Source organism: Rhizobium sp. O111 (assembly GCF_055616315.1).
The window spans coordinates 1,242,055-1,260,983 of sequence record NZ_JBSHXL010000001.1 but is presented as its reverse complement, the minus strand read 5'-3'; the positions used below and the strand labels follow the sequence as shown (position 1 = coordinate 1,260,983).

General features: G+C 61.2%; 20 protein-coding genes. 13 read left to right on the top strand and 7 right to left on the bottom strand.

Annotation, left to right across the window (positions count from 1 at the left end; all coding sequences use genetic code 11):
* Positions 1-130 precede the first annotated feature (130 nt).
* The 3 genes from ACVTFQ_RS06485 to ACVTFQ_RS06475 all read right to left on the bottom strand — a co-directional run bounded on the left by ACVTFQ_RS06485 (position 131) and on the right by ACVTFQ_RS06475 (position 1,487).
* Positions 131-565: a hypothetical protein gene (locus tag ACVTFQ_RS06485; protein ID WP_018900107.1), complete on the bottom strand. Its 435-nt coding sequence runs from the start codon at positions 563-565 to the stop codon at positions 131-133.
* Positions 566-686: 121 nt separating this feature from the next.
* The gene (locus tag ACVTFQ_RS06480) at positions 687-1,277 is read right to left on the bottom strand and encodes an alpha/beta hydrolase (protein WP_111561364.1); all 591 of its coding nucleotides are present in this window, start codon (positions 1,275-1,277) and stop codon (positions 687-689) included.
* 9 nt (positions 1,278-1,286) lie between these two features.
* Positions 1,287-1,487, bottom strand: coding sequence for a hypothetical protein (locus tag ACVTFQ_RS06475; RefSeq protein ID WP_047510130.1), 201 nt, complete (start codon positions 1,485-1,487; stop codon positions 1,287-1,289).
* Between the two features lie 306 nt (positions 1,488-1,793).
* On the opposite strand from ACVTFQ_RS06475, the gene ACVTFQ_RS06470 reads away from it, so the two are divergent.
* The 4 genes from ACVTFQ_RS06470 to ACVTFQ_RS06455 all read left to right on the top strand — a co-directional run bounded on the left by ACVTFQ_RS06470 (position 1,794) and on the right by ACVTFQ_RS06455 (position 6,836).
* Positions 1,794-3,239 (top strand): cryptochrome/photolyase family protein, encoded by a 1,446-nt coding sequence (locus tag ACVTFQ_RS06470; protein WP_111561363.1) that lies wholly within the window; start codon positions 1,794-1,796, stop codon positions 3,237-3,239.
* Entirely contained in the window at positions 3,236-4,573 is a 1,338-nt protein-coding gene (locus ACVTFQ_RS06465; protein WP_111561362.1) for an NAD(P)/FAD-dependent oxidoreductase, read from the top strand. The genes ACVTFQ_RS06470 and ACVTFQ_RS06465 overlap by 4 nt, the downstream gene beginning before the upstream one ends.
* Complete coding sequence (locus ACVTFQ_RS06460) at positions 4,570-5,412, top strand: DUF1365 domain-containing protein (protein ID WP_111561361.1); 843 nt, start codon at positions 4,570-4,572, stop codon at positions 5,410-5,412. Before ACVTFQ_RS06465 ends, ACVTFQ_RS06460 begins: the two co-directional genes overlap by 4 nt.
* Before the next feature lie 164 nt (positions 5,413-5,576).
* Positions 5,577-6,836 (top strand): SAM-dependent methyltransferase, encoded by a 1,260-nt coding sequence (locus tag ACVTFQ_RS06455; RefSeq protein ID WP_111561360.1) that lies wholly within the window; start codon positions 5,577-5,579, stop codon positions 6,834-6,836.
* 109 nt (positions 6,837-6,945) lie between these two features.
* Here the strand turns inward: ACVTFQ_RS06455 and ACVTFQ_RS06450 are convergent, their stop codons facing one another.
* Positions 6,946-7,779, bottom strand: coding sequence for an SDR family NAD(P)-dependent oxidoreductase (locus ACVTFQ_RS06450; protein ID WP_111561359.1), 834 nt, complete (start codon positions 7,777-7,779; stop codon positions 6,946-6,948).
* 100 nt (positions 7,780-7,879) lie between these two features.
* Positions 7,880-8,566: a ChrR family anti-sigma-E factor gene (locus ACVTFQ_RS06445; RefSeq protein ID WP_313760998.1), complete on the bottom strand. Its 687-nt coding sequence runs from the start codon at positions 8,564-8,566 to the stop codon at positions 7,880-7,882.
* Between the two features lie 188 nt (positions 8,567-8,754).
* Here ACVTFQ_RS06445 and ACVTFQ_RS06440 point away from each other — a divergent pair, with 188 nt between their 5' ends.
* The 5 genes from ACVTFQ_RS06440 to ACVTFQ_RS06420 all read left to right on the top strand — a co-directional run bounded on the left by ACVTFQ_RS06440 (position 8,755) and on the right by ACVTFQ_RS06420 (position 12,573).
* Positions 8,755-9,795: a cysteine synthase A gene (locus tag ACVTFQ_RS06440; protein WP_111561358.1), complete on the top strand. Its 1,041-nt coding sequence runs from the start codon at positions 8,755-8,757 to the stop codon at positions 9,793-9,795.
* 6 nt (positions 9,796-9,801) lie between these two features.
* Positions 9,802-10,539 carry an alanyl-tRNA editing protein gene (locus tag ACVTFQ_RS06435; RefSeq protein WP_111561357.1) on the top strand — a complete coding sequence of 246 codons (738 nt, stop codon included), beginning with the start codon at positions 9,802-9,804 and terminating at the stop codon, positions 10,537-10,539.
* A gap of 21 nt (positions 10,540-10,560) precedes the next feature.
* Positions 10,561-11,430: a 3-mercaptopyruvate sulfurtransferase gene (gene sseA, locus ACVTFQ_RS06430; RefSeq protein ID WP_111561356.1), complete on the top strand. Its 870-nt coding sequence runs from the start codon at positions 10,561-10,563 to the stop codon at positions 11,428-11,430.
* A gap of 2 nt (positions 11,431-11,432) precedes the next feature.
* The gene (locus tag ACVTFQ_RS06425; RefSeq protein WP_111561355.1) at positions 11,433-11,993 is read left to right on the top strand and encodes a GNAT family N-acetyltransferase; all 561 of its coding nucleotides are present in this window, start codon (positions 11,433-11,435) and stop codon (positions 11,991-11,993) included.
* Between the two features lie 109 nt (positions 11,994-12,102).
* Positions 12,103-12,573, top strand: coding sequence for a DUF1203 domain-containing protein (locus ACVTFQ_RS06420; RefSeq protein ID WP_111561354.1), 471 nt, complete (start codon positions 12,103-12,105; stop codon positions 12,571-12,573).
* Between the two features lie 63 nt (positions 12,574-12,636).
* Here ACVTFQ_RS06420 and ald read toward each other — a convergent pair whose 3' ends face one another.
* Positions 12,637-13,755 carry an alanine dehydrogenase gene (gene ald / locus ACVTFQ_RS06415; protein ID WP_111561353.1) on the bottom strand — a complete coding sequence of 373 codons (1,119 nt, stop codon included), beginning with the start codon at positions 13,753-13,755 and terminating at the stop codon, positions 12,637-12,639.
* Positions 13,756-13,919: 164 nt separating this feature from the next.
* Here ald and ACVTFQ_RS06410 point away from each other — a divergent pair, with 164 nt between their 5' ends.
* From ACVTFQ_RS06410 to ACVTFQ_RS06395, 4 genes are all read left to right on the top strand, one after another.
* Positions 13,920-14,381, top strand: a complete 462-nt coding sequence (locus ACVTFQ_RS06410) for an Lrp/AsnC family transcriptional regulator (protein WP_111561352.1) — start codon at positions 13,920-13,922, stop codon at positions 14,379-14,381.
* Positions 14,382-14,454: 73 nt separating this feature from the next.
* Complete coding sequence (locus ACVTFQ_RS06405) at positions 14,455-15,336, top strand: DMT family transporter (RefSeq protein ID WP_111561351.1); 882 nt, start codon at positions 14,455-14,457, stop codon at positions 15,334-15,336.
* An 89-nt stretch (positions 15,337-15,425) separates the two neighbouring features.
* On the top strand, positions 15,426-15,758 hold the full coding sequence (locus tag ACVTFQ_RS06400; RefSeq protein WP_018900124.1) for a PilZ domain-containing protein: 333 nt from the start codon (positions 15,426-15,428) through the stop codon (positions 15,756-15,758).
* A gap of 124 nt (positions 15,759-15,882) precedes the next feature.
* On the top strand, positions 15,883-17,871 hold the full coding sequence (locus ACVTFQ_RS06395; protein WP_111561349.1) for a bifunctional 2',3'-cyclic-nucleotide 2'-phosphodiesterase/3'-nucleotidase: 1,989 nt from the start codon (positions 15,883-15,885) through the stop codon (positions 17,869-17,871).
* A 31-nt stretch (positions 17,872-17,902) separates the two neighbouring features.
* Here ACVTFQ_RS06395 and ACVTFQ_RS06390 read toward each other — a convergent pair whose 3' ends face one another.
* Positions 17,903-18,871, bottom strand: coding sequence for a LysR family transcriptional regulator (locus tag ACVTFQ_RS06390; RefSeq protein ID WP_111561348.1), 969 nt, complete (start codon positions 18,869-18,871; stop codon positions 17,903-17,905).
* Between the last annotated feature and the right edge of the window lie 58 nt (positions 18,872-18,929).

Sequence of the window (18,929 nt, the reverse complement as noted above, 5' to 3'; positions counted from 1 at the left end):
GCTGCAACCGTTTCCGCCCGGACCGGCGTGCTTGTCAATGGCGGCGGGGCCGCTTTCCGTTCGGCTCTGCTAAAACACGTGATCGTGACCGCCGACAGCGCCCGCCGCGGCGGTCATCCGACCAGAGACGTTATCTCTTTTTCTTCGTCGAACGGACTTTAACCGGTGCCGGCGGCGGGATCAGTTCGGCGTCGGCGTAGCAATATCCGGCGACCCAGCCGTCGCTGGCGAAGAGCTTGGAATCACCCTCCGCGTGCCACTGGCAGGTCAGCGAGTTGGCGTCCCATGCGGTAACCGTCACATCGTAGACGCCCTTGCCGGCGAAAGTGGTCTTCGGATTGCCCGTCAGACGCCAGCCCTCGGCCGGCTGCATCGTCCATGACACCCTCTGGCCCTTGCGGGCTTTCTGCTTGATGCCGAATTCGGGGGTCTGGCAGCGGTTGGTGGCGGGATCGCAGTTCATTTTCGCCGTCGACATCTGCGTCGGCGTATTTGTGACCACCGTCTGGCAACTGCTGAGCGTAAACGCCACGAGTGTCATGGCCAAGGCAACTTCATACCACATATCCGGCCTCCCATCCGTCACATGCTATCGATGGGGACCACATTACAGCATTACGACAACTGTCGCGCTTCACCGTTCGGGTGATACCGGCACGTACGTTTACATCGAACGGCAATGGCGATCAGCCAAGCGAGGTGTGCGACGTGTGGTCGGCCACGTATCGCCTCGGCGCCTTCGCCTTCTCTCTGAGATTGTCGAAGAGCGCATAGCCACCGGTCCAGCGGCCGAAGCCGCTGGCGATGTTGATGTGGCCCGCCAGCCCGATGTTCTTGAGCTCGGTCTTCCACAGACGCGCGTAGAGCGTCAGGCGGTCGAGCTCCATGTAATGGTCGTTGAGGCTGCCGACGGTGATGCTAGGAAACGGCAGCGCCCGTGTCGGCATCGGCCCGAAGCGGATGGCGGCATCCGGGTGGCGTCGTTCGGTGGGGCGCAGGTCGCAGGGGGCGACGAGCAGCGCGCCCTTGATGCGGCGCGCCGATGGCCGGTCGGCGAACTTCGCCGTCAGCAGGCAGCCGAGGCTATGGGCGACGATATAGGCCTCGCCGTGCTCGAGCAGCACCTCTTCGAGCCGGTCGGCCCAGCGATCGACCAAGGGATCGTCCCAATCGTCCTGTTCCACCAGAACGCTGTCAGGATGATCTCGGAGCCAGTATCGCTGCCAGTGGCCCTCGCCGGAGCCGTAGAGGCCGGGAATGATCAGTGTCGCGGTCATCGCTCCCTCCTAGAAGTCGGCATAGCGCGGGCTGTGCATGAGCGCCGAGATCTCGTCGGTCATCTGCATGATGCGCTCGCGCAGATCGGCACCCGTGCCGTCCTCGACATCCTCGCTGCCGAAACAATATCGCGCCTCATGCAGCTCGAGCCTCGCTTCCAGCTGGTCGCGGATAGTGCAAAGGCGATCGAAATGCCGGATGATACTCATCGTCGTCTCTCCTGTGCGGCTGCGTTTTTCGGGCCGCCATCTGATGAGAGCAGTATTCTCTATCTTTTTAGTAGATTAAAGGAATGAGCATCCCTGCATGCGCGAACGAGGGGAAAAATCGGCATGCCGATCTCGCCTGAGGGCGACAATCAACCCGCCAGGCGACCCGCGACGCGCGCAACCTCCGATGCTGTCGGATAATTTACCGATGTGCCGTGTTAAATCTTTATACAGGCTGAAACTTTTGATCCACACTCCCCGTAGCTTCGTAACAGAAGCAACACAGAAACAAGGGGATCACATTCATTGTCCGACGATGCAGCAAAGCCGCTTATCCTCTGGTTTCGCAAGGATCTTCGCCTCGACGACAATCATGCGCTGCATGCTGCCTGCCGCACCGGACGCCCGATCATTCCCCTCTATATTCGCGAGCCCTCCTCTTCCGGCACCGGGCCTCTGGGCGGCGCGCAAGAGTGGTGGCTGCATCACTCGCTGATGTCGCTCATGGCATCGATCGAAGCGCTTGGCGGCTCGCTCAATCTTGTGAGCGGCGATGCGCTCGATGTGCTCCTCGACCTGATCAAGAAGACCGGCGCGGACACTGTCATGTGGAACCGCCGCTACGATCCGCCCGGCATCGCCATCGATACGCGCATCAAGCGGGAGCTTGAGCAGCAGGGGCTGGATGCGCAGAGCTTCGCCGGCCAATTGCTGCATGAGCCGTCGCGGCTGAAGACAGGTGGTGGGACGCCCTACCGCGTCTATACGCCGTTCTGGCGGGCGCTTGAGGGTGCCGGCGAGCCGCCTCACCCTGTCGATGCGCCGAAGAAGGTCAAATTCGCGCCGGAGCTCGCTGCAGGCGAGACACTGAAGTCCTGGAAGCTTCTGCCGACCAAGCCGGACTGGGCCAAGGATTTCGCCGAAGTCTGGACTGCCGGAGAAGAGGCGGCGCGCGAGCGGCTTGCGGATTTCCTCGACCAGAGCCTCGAAGGCTACAAGGCAGACCGCGACTTTCCGGCCAAGCAATCGACCTCGATGATGTCGCCCTATCTGGCGCTGGGCGTGATATCGCCTGCCCGGATTTGGGAGGAGACGCGTGGGCTGGACGTGCCGGCGGACGATCTGGTTCATTTCCGCAAAGAGATCGCTTGGCGCGAATTCTCCTACCATTTGCTGTTTCACTTCCCGAAGCTGCCCTACGCCAACTGGAACGACCGCTTCGACGGGTTCGAATGGAGCAACAGCACCGCCCATTTTCGCGCCTGGACCAAGGGGATGACCGGCTATCCGATCGTCGACGCCGGCATGCGTCAGCTCTGGAAGCACGGCTTCATGCACAATCGGGTGCGGATGATCGTCGCCTCGTTCCTGATCAAGGACCTGATGATCGACTGGCGGCGCGGCGAAGCCTGGTTCCGCGACACGCTCGTTGATGCCGACCCGGCAAGCAATGCGGCGAGCTGGCAATGGGTCGCGGGCTGCGGTGCTGATGCCGCCCCCTTCTTCCGCATCTTCAATCCGGTGCTGCAGGGCGAGAAGTTCGATCGCGATGGCGCTTATGTCCGCGAGTTCGTTCCCGAGCTTGCGGCGCTCGATACCAAATACATCCACAAGCCATTCGCGGCACCTCAAAGCGTGCTCGACAAGGCGGATATCAAGCTTGGCGAAACCTATCCGAAGCCGATCGTCGACCACGCGACCGCCCGCGACCGGGCGTTGAAAGCCTACAACGCCGTAAAGGACGCAGCATGAACGCCCATTTTCACCACCCGCACAGTCGCTTGAAGATCGCGGTCATCGGCTCCGGCGTCTCCGGGGCATCAGCGGCATGGGCGCTCAATCCGCTGCATGACGTGACGCTCTATGAGAAGGAAGCGCGCGCCGGCGGCCATACCGCCACCGTGGACGTCGATTACGATGGAACTCGCATTCCCGTCGATACCGGCTTCATCGTCTACAACGAGCCGAACTATCCGAACCTGACCGCGCTGTTTGCGCGGCTCGGCGTCGCCACCCATGCCAGCGACATGAGCTTTTCGCTCTCGCTCGACCACGGCAAGCTGGAGTGGAGCGGCAGCGGGCTGTCTTCGATCTTCGCGCAGAAGCGCAATCTGGTACGCCCGTCCTTCCTCTTGATGATCCGCGAGATCCTGCGCTTCAACAAGACCTGCCTCATCGACCGCGCCGCCGGCCACCTCGCCGCGCGCTCCATCGGCGACTATCTCGACTGGCGCGGCTTCTCGCCGGGGTTCACCAATAATTATCTGGTGCCGATGGCAGCTGCGATCTGGTCGACGCCGGCGGCGAAGATGATGCAGTTTCCGGCCGAGCACTTCGTCAACTTCTTCGACAACCACCGCCTGATCTATTCAAGGCAGCACCAGTGGCGCACGGTGACCGGTGGCAGCCGAAACTATCTGGATAAACTGCTTGAGCCTCTGGGTGACCGGTTGAAGCTCGGGCTCGGCGTGCGCGCCGTCATCAGGGCCGAGACTGGCATCACCATCGTCGACGACCGCGGCGAGCAGCGCCACTTCGACAAGGTGATCCTTGCCGCGCATAGCGATCAGACGCGACGCATGCTCGTCGATGCGACCGAGCAGGAGAAACGGCTGCTGGCGGCCGTTCCCTATCAGCCGAACAGGGTGGTGCTTCACCGCGATCCGATGCTGATGCCGCAGCGCCGGAAGGTCTGGGCGTCGTGGAACTATCTGCGCTCCAGCTCGGCCGATGGCAACGCCGACGTCGCCGTCACCTACTGGATGAACAAGCTGCAGGCGATCGACGATCGCTTCCCGTTGTTCGTGACGCTGAACCCCGATCGCGAGCCGGATCCGCGCAAGGTCTTCGCGGAGTTCAGCTACGAGCATCCGCAATTCTCTGCCGACAGCGTTCAGGCGCAGCGCGCGCTCATGGATATACAGGGACGCAACGGCTGCTACTTTGCCGGCGCCTGGACGGGCTACGGGTTCCACGAGGATGGTCTGAGTTCGGGCCTCGCGGCCGCCAAGGCGCTCGGCGCGGCGCTGCCGTGGAGCAAGCTCAAGACTGATAGTATCGAACAGGAGCTGGACGCCGTCGCATGACGCAGAAGCGCGAAGGACGAGGCGTGAGCATGCGCGACAACGGGCCGCCGCCCGAGGCCGCGGCAGCGCTCTATATCGGCGACGTCATGCACCAGCGCATGAAGCCCTTCGGCCACCGCTTTCGCTACCGCGTGTTCTCGATGGCGATCGATCTCGACCGGCTGGACGAGGCGGATCGGTTGTCCGCGCTGTTTTCGGTCAACAAGCGCAACGCCGTGTCGTTTCATGAGAGCGACCATGGCGGGCGGATAGGCGCCAGGGCGCATGCCGACGAGCTGCTGGCGCAGGCGGGCTTGCGTGCCCAGCGCATCGTCCTGGTCTGCTATCCCCGCATCCTCGGCTACGTCTTCAATCCGCTCTCCGTCTATCATGCCTATGATGCCCGTGATGAACTGATCGCGATGATCTACGAAGTGCGCAACACGTTCGGCGAACGGCACACATACGTCTGCCCTATCGGCTCAGGCGAGGTCAGCGACACCGGCGTTCGGCAGAGCTGCGACAAGATCTTTCACGTCTCGCCCTTCATCGAGATGGGCATGCGCTACAATTTCCGCATGCTGCCGCCGGGCAAGGAGATCCGCTGGCGTATTCTCGAAACCGATGCTGGTGGCCCGCTTCTGGCGGCGACCTTCTCTGGACGGCAGCTGAGCCTCACGACGAGAAACCTGGCGTGGCTGACGGCAGCCGTTCCGTTTCTGCCGATCAAGATCGTCGGCGGCATTCATTGGGAGGCGCTGAAATTGTGGCTGAAGGGCGCGAAATACATCGCAAAACCTGCACCACCCGCCCCTGTCAGCGTGGTCGCGCCGCGCGAGACGGCGGAGGCAGCGGAATAACTAAAGCGTGCTTCGATATATGCGTCGATTGCCCGCAACACAGGATTGGAAAATTGTTTGGCTTTTCCAATTTTTACGATAGCGTTCAAAGCAATCGCCGGGGGGCGGAGATTTTCAGCGCATCGTCGTCCTGAACCGGCCAAATCTTGCCGGAGGAGAAAACCATGAGTGATGCTAGCGACTTGACCGATTCTCAAAGCAACGCGATCCAGCTGACGCAGCAGAATATCGGACAGGTTTCGAAGGGACTGCCGCTGCGCGCCAAGCTGGCGCTGAGGGCATTGCTTCGCATGCAGCATGGCTCGCTGACGATCGCGTTTCCCGATGGCCGCGTGGTGCGGGTGACCGGCAGCACGCCCGGCCAGCACGCCGAGATCCACCTGAAGAACTGGAACATCTGCTACCGGGCGCTTTCCAACGGCACGATCGGCGTGGCCGAGAGCTATATGGATGGCGATTGGGACAGCCCCGATATCGCGGCGTTCCTGGAGTTGTTCATCGTCAACGACGAAGCGATCCAGGACTACGCCAACGGCAAGCGTGGCCTGCCCCGTCTCGTCGAGCGCATCCGCCACTGGATGAATACGAACACCCGAAAGGGCTCGAAGCGAAACATCTCGGCGCATTACGATCTCGGCAACGACTTCTACAAACAGTGGCTCGATCCGACGATGACCTACTCGTCGGCGCTCTATTCCACCGGCGCCAACGATCTGCAGTCGGCGCAGAACGCCAAGTATCGGGCTCTGGCCGAGGCAACCGGCATCAAGCCGGGAGACCATGTGCTGGAGATCGGCTGCGGATGGGGCGGGTTTGCCGAGTTCGCCGCGAGCGAACTGAATTGTCGGGTCACGGGGCTTACGATCAGCCGCGAGCAGCTGGCCTTCGCCGAGGAGCGCATCCGCAAGGCGGGTCTCAGCGACAAGGTCGACTTCCGCTTTCAGGACTATCGCGACGAGACAGGCGTCTACGACAAGATCGTTTCGATCGAGATGTTCGAGGCTGTCGGCGAGAAATACTGGCCGGCCTATTTCTCCAAGCTTGAGCAATGCCTGAAGCCCGGCGGCAAAGCGGGTCTGCAGATCATAACGATTCGGCCGGAGTCCTTCGAACAGTACCGGAGCAATCCAGACTTCATCCAGAAGTACGTTTTTCCCGGCGGCATGCTACCGACCCGCGAGCATTTGGCGGAACTTGGGCGAAAAGTGAATTTGTCACTGGTGCGGGACTTTGGTTTTGGGTTAGACTACGCACGTACTCTGGCCGAATGGCGAGAGCGTTTTTGGTCCGTTTGGGAACGAGTTCGCCCACTGGGCTTCGATGAGCGCTTCAAGCGGCTCTGGGAGTTCTATTTATTTTATTGTGAAGCAGGTTTCCGCGCCCGAAACATAGACGTCCGCCAGGTCGTTTTTTCGCGGAGCTGACGAGAGCGGGTGGCGGGACCAGACAGTCGACCTCCTGTCCCGGTCGCCATCCGCCTCGTCTATCCCCTCATCACCATCCTGATTGGTTGTAGGCGCGACGACGCGTGAGCTATTCCGCAGGGCTTGGCGTCACCGGCCGGCGACCATCGGCGCGCGGGCGCTCCTGCCAGCCGGTGGCGCGGTTCACCAGCCAGAAATACAGGCTGTAGGGCATGAGATTGAGAGCCTTCAGCATGTAGGTGAAGCGCTTCGGGAAGGTGACCTCGAAATTCTTCGACTTCAGGCCCGCGTAGATCTCGGCCGCCGCCTCGTCGACCGGGATCAGCGACGGCATCGGAAATTCGTTCTTGCGGGTGGCAGGCGTGTCGACGAAGCCCGGATTGATGAGCTGGATGCGGATGCCCATCTTGTCGAGATCGAATTTCAGGCTCTCGGCCATGTTGATCAGGGCAGCCTTGGTGGCGCCATAGGCCGCACCCGTGGGCAGGCCGCCGTAGCCTGTCACCGAGGAGACGATGGCGATCTGCCCCTGCCCCTTGTGCTTCATGTGACGCACCGCCGGCACGAGGCAATTGACCACGCCCTGTAGATTGACGGCGAAGCTCTGCTCGAAATCCTCGCGGCGCAGTTCCTCGGCGTGAACAGGCAAATAGACCCCCGCATTGAAGACAGCGAGCGCCAGCGCGCCGTGCTCGTATTCGATCGATGCGAGCACATGCTCCATGTCTTCAGGATTGGTAACGTCGCCATCCAGCACGATGATGCTGCCCGCAAGACCGTTGGCTTCCGATTGCAGTTCGGCGAGCTTTTCGTGGTCGCGAGCGGTCACGGCGACCTTGTAGCCTTCGCTTGCCAATTTCAGCGCCAATGCCCGGCCGATGCCGGAGCTTGCGCCTGAGATCCAGGCAATTCCATGTTCGGGGCGGGCTACAAAATCGTTCATGGCGCGACTCCTCAGGTTGTATCGAAGAACGTCGAAACGGGCCCGGAAGTTCCTCTAAACCTCCCGGGATAATGGCTCTATCACGCTATTGTGGCTGCTTTCAGCCGATCAGGTCGCCAATCAGCTGGCGGAAGGACCCGGTCAGTTTGATGGGGGCATCGAGAACGGAAAATGCAATGCAGGGACGATCTTTTTCGGCCACCGGGCGGTGGTCGATCGTCTCGTCGGCAACGGAGATATCGCCGGGGCCGAAGCGGCCGCGATTGTCGTTAAAGGCGCCGTCGAGGATGAGCGTGAGCTCCATGCCCTTGTGGGTATGAGCGGGCATGGCGCGACCGGGCTTGATCCACATGACGCTGACTTCGCAGCCGTCGATATCGACCGAATATTCCTTGAAGCCGGGGAGCTTGGTCTTCCACGGCACCGTATCGACATCGAAGCCGACGAGGCGGCGCAGCGCGCGTGGAAAGACGCTCGGTTTGTCGGCCGCGATCAATGGCTTGGGTTCAACCGGCGCGGTGGATGCGAAGATCCGCGCCAGTTTGGCATCGCGGTCTTCAAGACTTGCTTCGGATGTCTGCTCCAAAGCCTGGCCGGCCAGAAATTCCAGGTCGCGTACCAAAGGCCGACGATCCGGCTTCATTTGCAGATGCGATTCGACAAGAACGCGCGCCGGCTCCGGAAGGGAACCCGCAACATAATACGCCATCAATGCATCGACCGTGTCGATATGCTCGTGAACCATGATGGTTTCGGTCGTTTCCGCTTTCAGTGATTGCTTTGTCATCGTCCATACGATGAATGTCAATCTCCGGATCACAAAGCGACCCGGATCAGCACGTCGCGAACCAATCTGGGACGGGAAGTCTAATTTTACCGTGTTGGTTGAGGGCGAGGAATAGGATTTCTTGCCAACCCAGCCTTGTGAAGGGAAAAGACCGTTCCTAAACTAAGTGTTTCAAAGAGGCAGATTCCATGACCGTTCATCCTTCCGTCCTAGAAGCCATTGGCAACACTCCCCTGATCAAGCTCAAGGGAGCGTCGGAGGCGACCGGTTGCACCATTCTCGGCAAGGCGGAATTCCTCAACCCGGGACAGTCGGTCAAGGATCGCGCGGCGCTCTACATCATTCGCGACGCGGAGAAGAAGGGCCTGCTGCGGCCGGGCGGCGTGATCGTGGAAGGGACCGCCGGCAACACCGGCATCGGCCTGACGCTGGTCGCCAAGGCGCTCGGCTATCGCACCGTGATCGTCATTCCCGAAACGCAGAGCCAGGAAAAGAAGGACGCGCTGAAGCTGCTTGGCGCTGAGCTCGTCGAAGTGCCGGCCGTGCCCTACAAGAACCCCAACAATTACGTGAAGGTTTCCGGACGGCTTGCCGAGCAGCTCGCAAAGACGGAGCCGAATGGCGCCATCTGGGCCAACCAGTTCGACAACGTCGCCAACCGGCAGGCACATATCGAGACGACGGCGAAGGAAATCTGGGCGGATACTTCGGGCAAGGTCGACGGCTTCATTTGCTCGGTCGGATCGGGCGGCACGCTTGCCGGCACCGCGATGGGCCTCAAGAGCTTCAACAAGGACATCAAGATCGGCATCGCCGACCCGGATGGCGCAGCGCTCTATGAATTCTACAAGAACGGCGAACTGAAGTCCGCGGGCTCCTCGATCACCGAGGGTATCGGCCAGGGCCGCATTACCGCCAATCTCGAAGGCTTCACGCCTGACTTCGCCTATAACATCTCGGATGCGGAAGCCCTGCCCTATGTCTTCGACCTCGTCGAGCATGAGGGGCTTTGCCTCGGCGGCTCGTCGGCGATCAACATCGCGGGCGCGGTGCGCCTCGCCAAGGACCTCGGCCCCGGCCACACGGTCGTGACCATTCTGTGCGACTACGGCAACCGCTACCAGTCGAAGCTTTTCAATCCCGATTTCCTGACATCGAAGTCGCTGCCGCTGCCGGCATGGCTGACCTCGCCTGTCGATATCAAGATCCCATACGAACCCGCAGCGTGAGGCCCAATGCCCGTTAATGCCCTCTATCGTGACGACTTCTATCTCTCGACCTGCGAGGCCGTCGTCACCGCCATTCACGAAGACGGGGGCATCGAGCTCGATCAGACCTGCCTTTACGCAACCTCGGGCGGCCAGCCGGGCGATACCGGCTTTCTCGAGCGCGCCGATGGCAGCAAGATCACGCTTGCGCAGACCAAGCATGGCGCCGCCAAGGACATCATCATCCATGTTCCGCTCGAAGGGCAGGCAAGCCCTGAGGTCGGCGAGAAAGTGGTGTTGCATGTCGATTGGGAGCGCCGCCACAAGCTGATGCGCATGCACACCGCCTGCCACCTGCTTTCCGTCGTCTGCTCGTACCCGATCACCGGAGCGGCCGTCGGCGAAGAAGAGAGCCGTGTCGATTTCGACATGACCGACACGATCGACAAGGACGAGGTGACGGCCAAGCTGATGGCGCTGGTCGACCAGGACCATCCCGTTTACCTGCAGTGGATCACCGATGAGGAACTGGCGGCCAATCCAGGGATCGTCAAATCGAAGAACGTGCGCCCGCCGATGGGGCTCGGTCGCGTCAGCCTCGTCTGCATCGGCGAAAACTCGGCGATTGACAGCCAGCCCTGCGGCGGCACACATGTTGCGACAACACGAGAAGTCGGACAGATTCATATCGCCAAGATCGAGAAGAAGGGCAAGGAAAACCGCCGCTTCCGTATCCGTTTCGGCGCTCCTGGCGACGACGCATAAGCATTGATTGGAGAGAGCAGCATGAGCGAGACCACGAGCCGCTTCGTCGTTTCGGCCGATTGGGTCGAAAAGCAGCTGGGGACGTCAGGTTTCAAGGTGGTGGACGCCTCCTGGTATCTGCCGGCGCACAAGCGCGCCGCCAAGGACGAGTATGTGGCGGGCCACCTTCCCGGCGCCGTCTTCTTCGATCAGGACGTGATTGCCGATCACTCGACCGGCCTGCCGCATTCGCTCCCCTCGCAGGAGTTCTTCGCTGCCGAAGTCGGCAAGCTCGGCATTTCAGAGACGGACACGATCGTCGTCTATGACGGCATGGGCTTCTTCTCGGCGCCGCGCGTCTGGTGGATGCTGCGGACCATGGGCGCTAAAGACGTCTACGTTCTGGATGGCGGCCTCGATGGCTGGAAGGCCGAGGGACGCGCTCTGGAGACCGGGACGACCGCCCCGGCGCCGGCAGTGTTCACGCCGAAGTTCCGTGCCGACAAGGTTATACCCTTCGAGACCATGCGCGAGATCGTCGATGACGGTTCGGCGCAGATCGCCGATGCTCGCGGCGCCGGCCGCTTTACCGGCGAGGAAGCCGAGCCGCGCGCCGGCATGCGTTCTGGCCATATGCCCGGCGCCCGCAGCCTGCCGGCGACCTCGCTCTCGGCCAACGGCCGCTTCAAGGATGTGGCAACGCTGAAGACGATGATTGCAGATGCCGGCATCGATCTCTCCAAGCCCGTCGTGACGAGCTGCGGCTCGGGCGTGACCGCCGCCGTGATCATGCTGGCGCTGGAAAGCGTGGGGCATGACGACAACGCGCTTTATGATGGCTCCTGGAGCGAGTGGGGCAGCCGTGAGGACACGCCCATCGTTACCGGCCCCGCAGAAGCGATCAAAGCTTGACCATGGCAAAAGCTCCCTCTTCGCTGAAGGCCCATGTGACCCGCCTCGAGATGACGGCGGCGCCGAAGACGAGCCTGCCGGTGCCGGTCAATATCCAGACCGCCATCATGCGCGCGCCGGAAATTCCGCTGCCGTTCTACCGCTATCTCTATCGCCAGGTCGGCGCGCGGTGGCAGTGGGTGGATCGCCTGAGGATGAGCGACGAGGAACTGGCCACCACGCTCTACGACAAGCGCAACACGATCTGTGTGCTCTATGTGAACGGCGCGCCTGCCGGATTCTACGAGTATTTGACGGTTGACGAGGATACGATCGAGCTCAGCCATTTCGGGCTGATGGAGCATGCGCTGGGTCTCGGGATCGGCAAGTGGTTCCTGCTGCAGGCGCTCTATGCGATCTGGACGCAGAACCCTTTGCGCGTGACCACCACGACCAACAATCTCGACCATCCCCGGGCGTTGCAGCTCTATCAGATGTTCGGCTTTTCTCCGGTTTCGACGGGCACCGCGATCGTGCGGCCACTCAGCGACAAGGAGTTGCTCGAGCTGGCGAAGAGAAGCTAGCCGGCGCGTTTCGGCTGTTTCTTCTGACGACTGTATAGAGGCGCAAGGATCGGGTGGTTTCCACGCGGGTTGAAGCGCATTCAAGGCAAGCTCGAAAAGGAGACGTGCCATGACTGCCCTATCTTTCACCGCGATGCCCACTGCCGACGCAGAGACGATCTGGAACGGCGGGAACGATGCCTATGGTCACTTGCCGGAGACAATGATTTCCGATGGCCCGGGACACCCCTGCCGCCATTGCCTGAAGAACTTAGATGCGGGCGACGCGCTTTACGTCTTCGCCTACCGCCCCTTCCCGGAGATGCAGCCTTATGCGGAGACGGGACCGGTGTTCCTGCATCAAAAGCGCTGCGAACGCTATGCCGCCGAGGAAGTGCTGCCACCTGTCCTGACGACAAGCCCCAACTTCATCCTGCGCGGCTACGGCCCCAACAACCGCATCGTCTACGGCACCGGCGCGGTGACCGAGGTCGCCGATATTCCTGCCTATGCGGCGGAGCTTCTGCGCAAGCCCGAGGTCGCCTATGTGCATGTTCGCTCAGCGCGCAACAATTGCTATCAATGCCGGATCGACGGTTAGATCACGGAAAAAAGCCGGTTGCGGAGAGTGCAACCGGCTTCAGTTGACGTAGCGCGATGGACTTTACGCCACGTTGAGCACGGCTTCCGCAGCGTAAGGCTCATAGCCCAGCGCCTCGGCAACGGCTTTATTGGTGACCCGTCCCTTGTGGACGTTGAGACCGTTTCTGAGATGTCTGTCTTCGGCGATGGCGCGCAGGCCGCGATCGGCGAGCGCCAGGCCATGGACCAGCGTGGCGTTGTTCAGCGCATGCGCCGAAGTGACCGGAACCGCGCCCGGCATGTTGGCGACGCAATAGTGCACGACGCCATCGACCTCGTAGGTCGGGTCCGAATGGGTCGTCGCGTGCGATGTTTCGAAGCAACCGCCCTGGTCGATGGCGACATCGACGATGACCGAGCCCTTCTTCATGCCCGAGAGCATTTCGCGGGTGACGAGCTTCGGCGCGGCGGCACCGGGGATCAGCACCGCGCCGATGACGAGATCGGCGGAGAAGACCTCGTCTTCGAGCGCCTGGATGCTGGAATAGCGCGTGTGGATGCGGCCGGAGAAGAGATCGTCGAGCTGGCGCAGGCGCGGCAGCGACTTGTCGAGAATGGTGACATCGGCACCGAGGCCGGCGGCCATGCGCGCCGCATGCAGGCCGACCACGCCGCCGCCGATGATGGTTACCTTGGCCGGCAGAACGCCGGGCACGCCGCCCAACAAAATGCCGAGACCGCCATTGGCCTTCTGCAGCGCCGTCGCACCGGCTTGGATCGAAAGACGACCGGCAACTTCGGACATGGGCGCCAGGAGCGGCAGGCCGCCACGGTCATCGGTCACCGTCTCGTAGGCTACGCCGGTGACGCCCGATGACAGCAGGCCCTTGGTCTGCTCGGGATCCGGCGCAAGATGCAGATAGGTGTAGAGGATCTGGCCGTCGCGCAGCTGCGCCCATTCGGACGGCTGAGGCTCCTTGACCTTCACGATCATGTCGCACTTTTCGAAGATGTCCTTGGCAGAGGACGCGATCTTCGCGCCCGCGGCGGCATAGGCCGCGTCATCGGCACCAATGCCGGAACCCGCCTTCGTCTCGATCCAGACCTCGTGGCCATGCGCGATATACTCGCGAACGGCTGCAGGCGTCAGGCCGACGCGATATTCGTGATTCTTGATTTCCTTCGGACAACCGACGCGCATCGGGGCGCTCCTCCTCGTTTGTTTTTTTCAGCCTCGTCGAGCGAAGCGTTCACGAGTGAAATCCAATCACCCCGCGCACGAAATGTCCTTGCAAAGAGGATTTGCATGTATGGCAATTTTCGAAGAAAGATGCGTTTTGGACGCAATAATCGAAAGTTCTTCGAATGTCGGATCTCGACGCCATCGATCATGCCATTTTGAAAGCGCTGCAATCGAACGCGCGGATCACCAACGCCGATCTTGCCGCCAAGGTGGGGCTATCCGCGTCGGCCTGTTCGCGGCGGCTCGACATTCTCGACCGCAGCGGCGTCATCCTCGGCTATCACGCGCGTGTCTCACCCAAGGCGCTCGACTACAAGATGATCGCCATCGTGCACATCTCGCTTTCCGGCCAGTTCGCCAAGACGCTGTCGGAATTCGAGACCGCCGTGAAGCGCTGTCCCAATGTGCTCGTCTGCTACCTGATGTCGGGCGAATACGACTATATCCTGCGCGTCGCGGCCCGCGATCTGGAGGACTATGAGCGCATCCATCGCGACTGGCTCTCGGCCCTGCCCCATGTCGTCAAGATCAATTCCAGCTTTGCCTTGCGCGAGGTGATGGACCGGCCCAATGTGGGCTTATGACGGAGGAGCGGAATCACTTGCCTGCGCGGGTTTTTCCGGAATACGGCCGAGGCCGGTGTGTTAAGAAGACGCCATGAAATCGAAGACCCGAGGCTATATTTTCGTTCTTCTGGCGATCACCATCTTTTCCATTCAGGACGGCATCTCAAAGCATCTGGGCGGCGCCTACCCGCCCGTTTTCGTGACGATGATCCGTTATTGGGCCTTTGGCCTCTTCACCATCCTTCTGGCCGCGAAGATGCGCGGCGGGATCGTCGCCACGGCGCGCACGAAGCGGCCGGTGCTGCAGGTGATACGCGGGCTGCTTCTCGCCGCCCAGGTGGTTGTCGTGATCAGCTGCTTCGCGGTGATCGGGCTCGCGCACTCGCAAGCAATCTTCTCGGCGACGCCGATCCTGATTGCGCTGCTCGCCATGCCGCTGCTCGGCGAGCGGGTAGGCTGGCGGCGGTGGACGGCGATCGGCGCAGGGTTGGTCGGTGTGCTTCTGATCCTGAAGCCTGACAGCGGCTTCTTCGATGTCACGCTGCTGCTGGCGGTGCTCTCCTGCTTCCTCTTTGCTTTCTACGTCATCGCCACCCGGCTGGTCAGCCGCGACGATTCATCGATGACGAGCTTCTTCTATACGGGTGTCGTTGGCGCCCTCGCGATGACGCTGGTCGGGCCGTTCTACTGGACCTGGATGGCGCCGGCGGATTGGGTGTGGATGGCGCTGGTCTGCATGACCAGCATATCGAGCCACTATTTCCTGATCCGCGCCTACGACATGCTCGATGCCGCAGCCGTCCAGCCGCTCACCTATCTTCAGCTCGTCTACGCCTCGATCATCGGCGTGACGATCTATGGAGAGACACTGAGCCTCAACACGATCATCGGCTCGGTGATCGTCGTCGGCTCTGGGATTTTCACGATCTGGCGCGAGCATGTCGTCGGCCGCCGGGAAGCAATGCGGAAGTAAAAATCGATCGCGCAATTTTAGCGAATTGTATAAATTCATTTCAATCTACGCGACGTATGCTGTCTCCAGTTCAATTTGGGAGACGCGTCATGCACAATCTCAACATTATTACCCGCAAGGCCGAACGCAAGTCGTGCCGGATCTTCGGCAAGGTTCGTTACCTGACCAAGGAAGTCGATGCGCGCATTCTGAACATGTCCATCTCGGGCATTGCGCTTGAAGTCCGCTCACCGCTGCATGCGGCTTCCGGCAGCCGTGTGCAGATCCTCGCCGACGATCTCGGCGTTCTGCACGGCGTCATCCGCTGGAGCCACAATGGCCGCGTCGGCGTCCAGTTCGACCCGAACTCCAACGCCCGCGCCCAGGTGGCTTCGTACTTCCGGTTCTTCCACAAGGACGTGAAGCCGGTTCTGGCGCGATAGACCTCGTCCGACACGCATAAAGCGAAAAGCGATATTCCCCTGTCATTTACGGGGGTTACTCCTTCGAAAATCACCCTACTCTCGCCGCCGGGCGGGTGTCGCGTGATGTTTCGAAGGAGTTTTCATGTCTTCCAATCTTGATCTGTCATCCATGAGCCGTCGTTCTCTTCTCACCGGCATTGCCGCTACATCAGCGCTCGTTCTGCTGCATCCATTCACCGCGCGTGCCGCCGCCAATCAGGCGCATCTCAGGCTGATGGAAACGACGGATATTCACGTCAACGTCTTCCCTTACGACTATTACGCCGACAAGCCGAACGACACGATGGGACTGGCGCGCACCGCGACGATCATCGACACGATCCGCGCCGAGGCGGCGAACTCGCTTTTGATCGACAATGGCGACGTTCTGCAGGGCAATCCGATGGGCGATTACATGGCCTATCAGCGCGGCTTGAAGGATGGCGATGTCCATCCCGTTATCAAGGCGATGAACACGCTCGGCTACACCGTCGGCACGCTCGGCAATCACGAGTTCAATTACGGCCTCGATTTCATGTTCAAGGTGCTTAATGGCGCGAACTTCCCGTTCGTCTGCGCCAATCTGACCAAGGGCCAGCTCGCCTCCGATCCGAAAAACGACGAGCTTTTCTTCAAGCCCTACATCATCGTCGAAAAGATGATCAAGGACGGGGCCGGCAATGAGAGCCCGGTGAAGATCGGCTTCATCGGTTTCGTTCCGCCGCAGATCATGCTCTGGGATATCAAGAACCTCGAGGGCAAGGCGCAGACGCGCGATATCGTCGAGGCCGCCAAGGCCTGGGTGCCTGCGATGAAGGAAGCGGGCGCGGATATCGTGATCGCGCTTTCGCATTCGGGCATCGATGGTAGTGCGCCTAGCGACAAGATGGAGAACGCATCGCTGCACTTGGCCGCCGTCGACGGGATCGACGCGATCTTTACCGGCCACCAGCACCTCGTCTTCCCCGGTCCGAAGACCTGGGATGGCATCCAGAACGCCGATCCGGTCAAGGGAACGCTGTATGGCAAGCCCGCCGTCATGGCCGGCTTCTGGGGCTCGCATCTCGGCCTGATCGATCTATTGCTCGAAAAGGACGGCAAGAGCTGGAAGATCGTCGACTTCACCTCGGAGGCGCGGCCGATCTATCACCGCGACGACAAGAAGAAGGTCGTGGCCGATGTCGCCGACAAGAAGGAAGTCGTCGAAGCCGCAAAGGCAGAGCACGAGGCGACGCTCGCCTATGTCCGCACCCCCGTCGGCAAGACGTCGGCGCCTCTTTACTCCTACTTCGCGCTGGTCGCCGACGATCCCTCGGTGCAGATCGTCAGTCAGGCGCAGACCTGGTACATCAAGCAGATGCTTGCCGACACAGAATACAAGGATCTGCCGGTGCTCTCGGCGGCGGCTCCCTTCAAGTCGGGCGGCCGTGGCGGCGCCGATTACTATACGGATGTTCCGGCCGGCGACCTCGCCATCAAGAACATCGCCGACCTCTATCTCTACCCCAACACCGTCCAGGCTGTCGTCATCACCGGCGAGCAGGTGAAGAACTGGCTGGAGATGTCTGCTGGGATGTTCAACGAGATCAAGGAAGGCACGAAGGACGCCGAGCTTTTGAACGCCGACTTCCCGTCCTACAATTTCGATGTGATCGACGGTGTCACCTACCAGATCGACCTCGCGCAGCCGCGCAAATACGACAATGACGGCAACGCCATCAATGCCGGATCGAACCGTATCCAGAACCTTGCGTTCGATAGCAAGCCGATCGATCCCAGCCAAAAATTCGTGGTCGTGACCAACAACTACCGCGCCGGCGGTGGCGGCAAGTTCCCGGAGATCGCGGCCGACAAGGTGGTGTTCCAGGCGCCCGATACGAACCGCGACGTGATCGTGCGCTATGTGCACGAGCAGGGAACGATCAATCCGGCTGCCGACGGCAACTGGACCTTCAAACCGGTGACGGGCGCGACCGCGACGTTCCAGAGCGGGCCGAAGGCGAAGCAGTTCATCGCCGACGTCAAGGGCGCGAAGATCGAGGAAGCCGGCGAAGGCACCGATGGTTTCGCAAAGTTCCGACTGGTTCTCTAAGACAGACTAAAGGCGGGGCTTAGAGCCTCGCCTACTCCGCCGCGAGTGGCAGATCGCGATCCTTGGTCTCGTTCAGCGCCGCGGTGAAATCGGCGTGGTTCGGGCAGAAAGACAGCTTCGAATGGAAGGCTTCGATCAGCCATGTCGCAGCCGGGCCCGGCGGGTTGGCGATGCGTCGTATCGCATAGATCGGATATTCGCCCTGTTCGTAAGCCGGCAGGTCGAGATGGACGAGCGTGCCGTTGGCCAGATCCTCGCGGATAATCGACGCCGGCAGGCCGCCCCATCCCAGGCCGCCGCGGATCAGCGCATGCTTGGTGGCGATGTCGCTGACACGCCAGGTCTTGTAGGACAGCACGTTGAAATCACGACCCTTGGTAAGCCCCGAGGCGTCGGTGACGACGAGCTGCACTTCCTCACGAACATCGCTAAGCGTCAGCGGCCTGTCGATATTGGCCAGCGGGTGGGAACGCGCGGCGACCGGGATCATGAAGGAATGGCCGATCTTTTCGACGGCGATCGAATCGTCCTGCTTCAGCAGCGCGCCGCCGATGCCGATCGTGGCCTTGCCCGACAGCACGGCCTCCATGACCATGCCGAGTTCGCCAGCACTGAGATTGAGCGTGACGGAGGGGAAGCGGTCGCGGAATTCACGCAGCACCGCGACTACCGCCTGAGACGGCACCATGACGCTGATCGCCACATCGACCTCGGCCTCCAGCCCTTCCTTCAGGCTCTTCACCCTCGCCCGCATCACTTGCAAGTCGGTCATCAGCCGGCGGGCGTCCTCGAGCATGGCCTTGCCTGCTTCGGTAAGCTTCGGCTGACGAGCGCCGGAGCGTTCGAACAGCTGCATTTCCAGCTGCGCCTCAAGGTTTGCAATGGTGTAGCTGACCACCGACTGGGCACGATTGAGCACGCGCGAGGCAGCCGAGAAGCTGCCGGTCTCGGCAACGGTCAGGAAAACCTGCAGCTGGTCCAGTGTCGGGTTGGGCAACATTACATCCATCCAATCGATCGATAGTCTTGATCGACATTATCACAGTTTTTTCGATAGG

Coding starts and splice junctions, on each gene's coding strand:
- ACVTFQ_RS06485 (WP_018900107.1), bottom strand. CDS start 565: ATGTGGTATGAAGTTGCCTTGGCCATGACACTCGTGGCGTTTACGCTC.
- ACVTFQ_RS06480 (WP_111561364.1), bottom strand. CDS start 1,277: ATGACCGCGACACTGATCATTCCCGGCCTCTACGGCTCCGGCGAGGGC.
- ACVTFQ_RS06475 (WP_047510130.1), bottom strand. CDS start 1,487: ATGAGTATCATCCGGCATTTCGATCGCCTTTGCACTATCCGCGACCAG.
- ACVTFQ_RS06465 (WP_111561362.1), top strand. CDS start 3,236: ATGAACGCCCATTTTCACCACCCGCACAGTCGCTTGAAGATCGCGGTC.
- ACVTFQ_RS06460 (WP_111561361.1), top strand. CDS start 4,570: ATGACGCAGAAGCGCGAAGGACGAGGCGTGAGCATGCGCGACAACGGG.
- ACVTFQ_RS06455 (WP_111561360.1), top strand. CDS start 5,577: ATGAGTGATGCTAGCGACTTGACCGATTCTCAAAGCAACGCGATCCAG.
- ACVTFQ_RS06450 (WP_111561359.1), bottom strand. CDS start 7,779: ATGAACGATTTTGTAGCCCGCCCCGAACATGGAATTGCCTGGATCTCA.
- ACVTFQ_RS06445 (WP_313760998.1), bottom strand. CDS start 8,566: ATGACAAAGCAATCACTGAAAGCGGAAACGACCGAAACCATCATGGTT.
- ACVTFQ_RS06440 (WP_111561358.1), top strand. CDS start 8,755: ATGACCGTTCATCCTTCCGTCCTAGAAGCCATTGGCAACACTCCCCTG.
- ACVTFQ_RS06435 (WP_111561357.1), top strand. CDS start 9,802: ATGCCCGTTAATGCCCTCTATCGTGACGACTTCTATCTCTCGACCTGC.
- sseA (WP_111561356.1), top strand. CDS start 10,561: ATGAGCGAGACCACGAGCCGCTTCGTCGTTTCGGCCGATTGGGTCGAA.
- ACVTFQ_RS06425 (WP_111561355.1), top strand. CDS start 11,433: ATGGCAAAAGCTCCCTCTTCGCTGAAGGCCCATGTGACCCGCCTCGAG.
- ACVTFQ_RS06420 (WP_111561354.1), top strand. CDS start 12,103: ATGACTGCCCTATCTTTCACCGCGATGCCCACTGCCGACGCAGAGACG.
- ald (WP_111561353.1), bottom strand. CDS start 13,755: ATGCGCGTCGGTTGTCCGAAGGAAATCAAGAATCACGAATATCGCGTC.
- ACVTFQ_RS06410 (WP_111561352.1), top strand. CDS start 13,920: ATGTCGGATCTCGACGCCATCGATCATGCCATTTTGAAAGCGCTGCAA.
- ACVTFQ_RS06405 (WP_111561351.1), top strand. CDS start 14,455: ATGAAATCGAAGACCCGAGGCTATATTTTCGTTCTTCTGGCGATCACC.
- ACVTFQ_RS06400 (WP_018900124.1), top strand. CDS start 15,426: ATGCACAATCTCAACATTATTACCCGCAAGGCCGAACGCAAGTCGTGC.
- ACVTFQ_RS06395 (WP_111561349.1), top strand. CDS start 15,883: ATGTCTTCCAATCTTGATCTGTCATCCATGAGCCGTCGTTCTCTTCTC.
- ACVTFQ_RS06390 (WP_111561348.1), bottom strand. CDS start 18,871: ATGTTGCCCAACCCGACACTGGACCAGCTGCAGGTTTTCCTGACCGTT.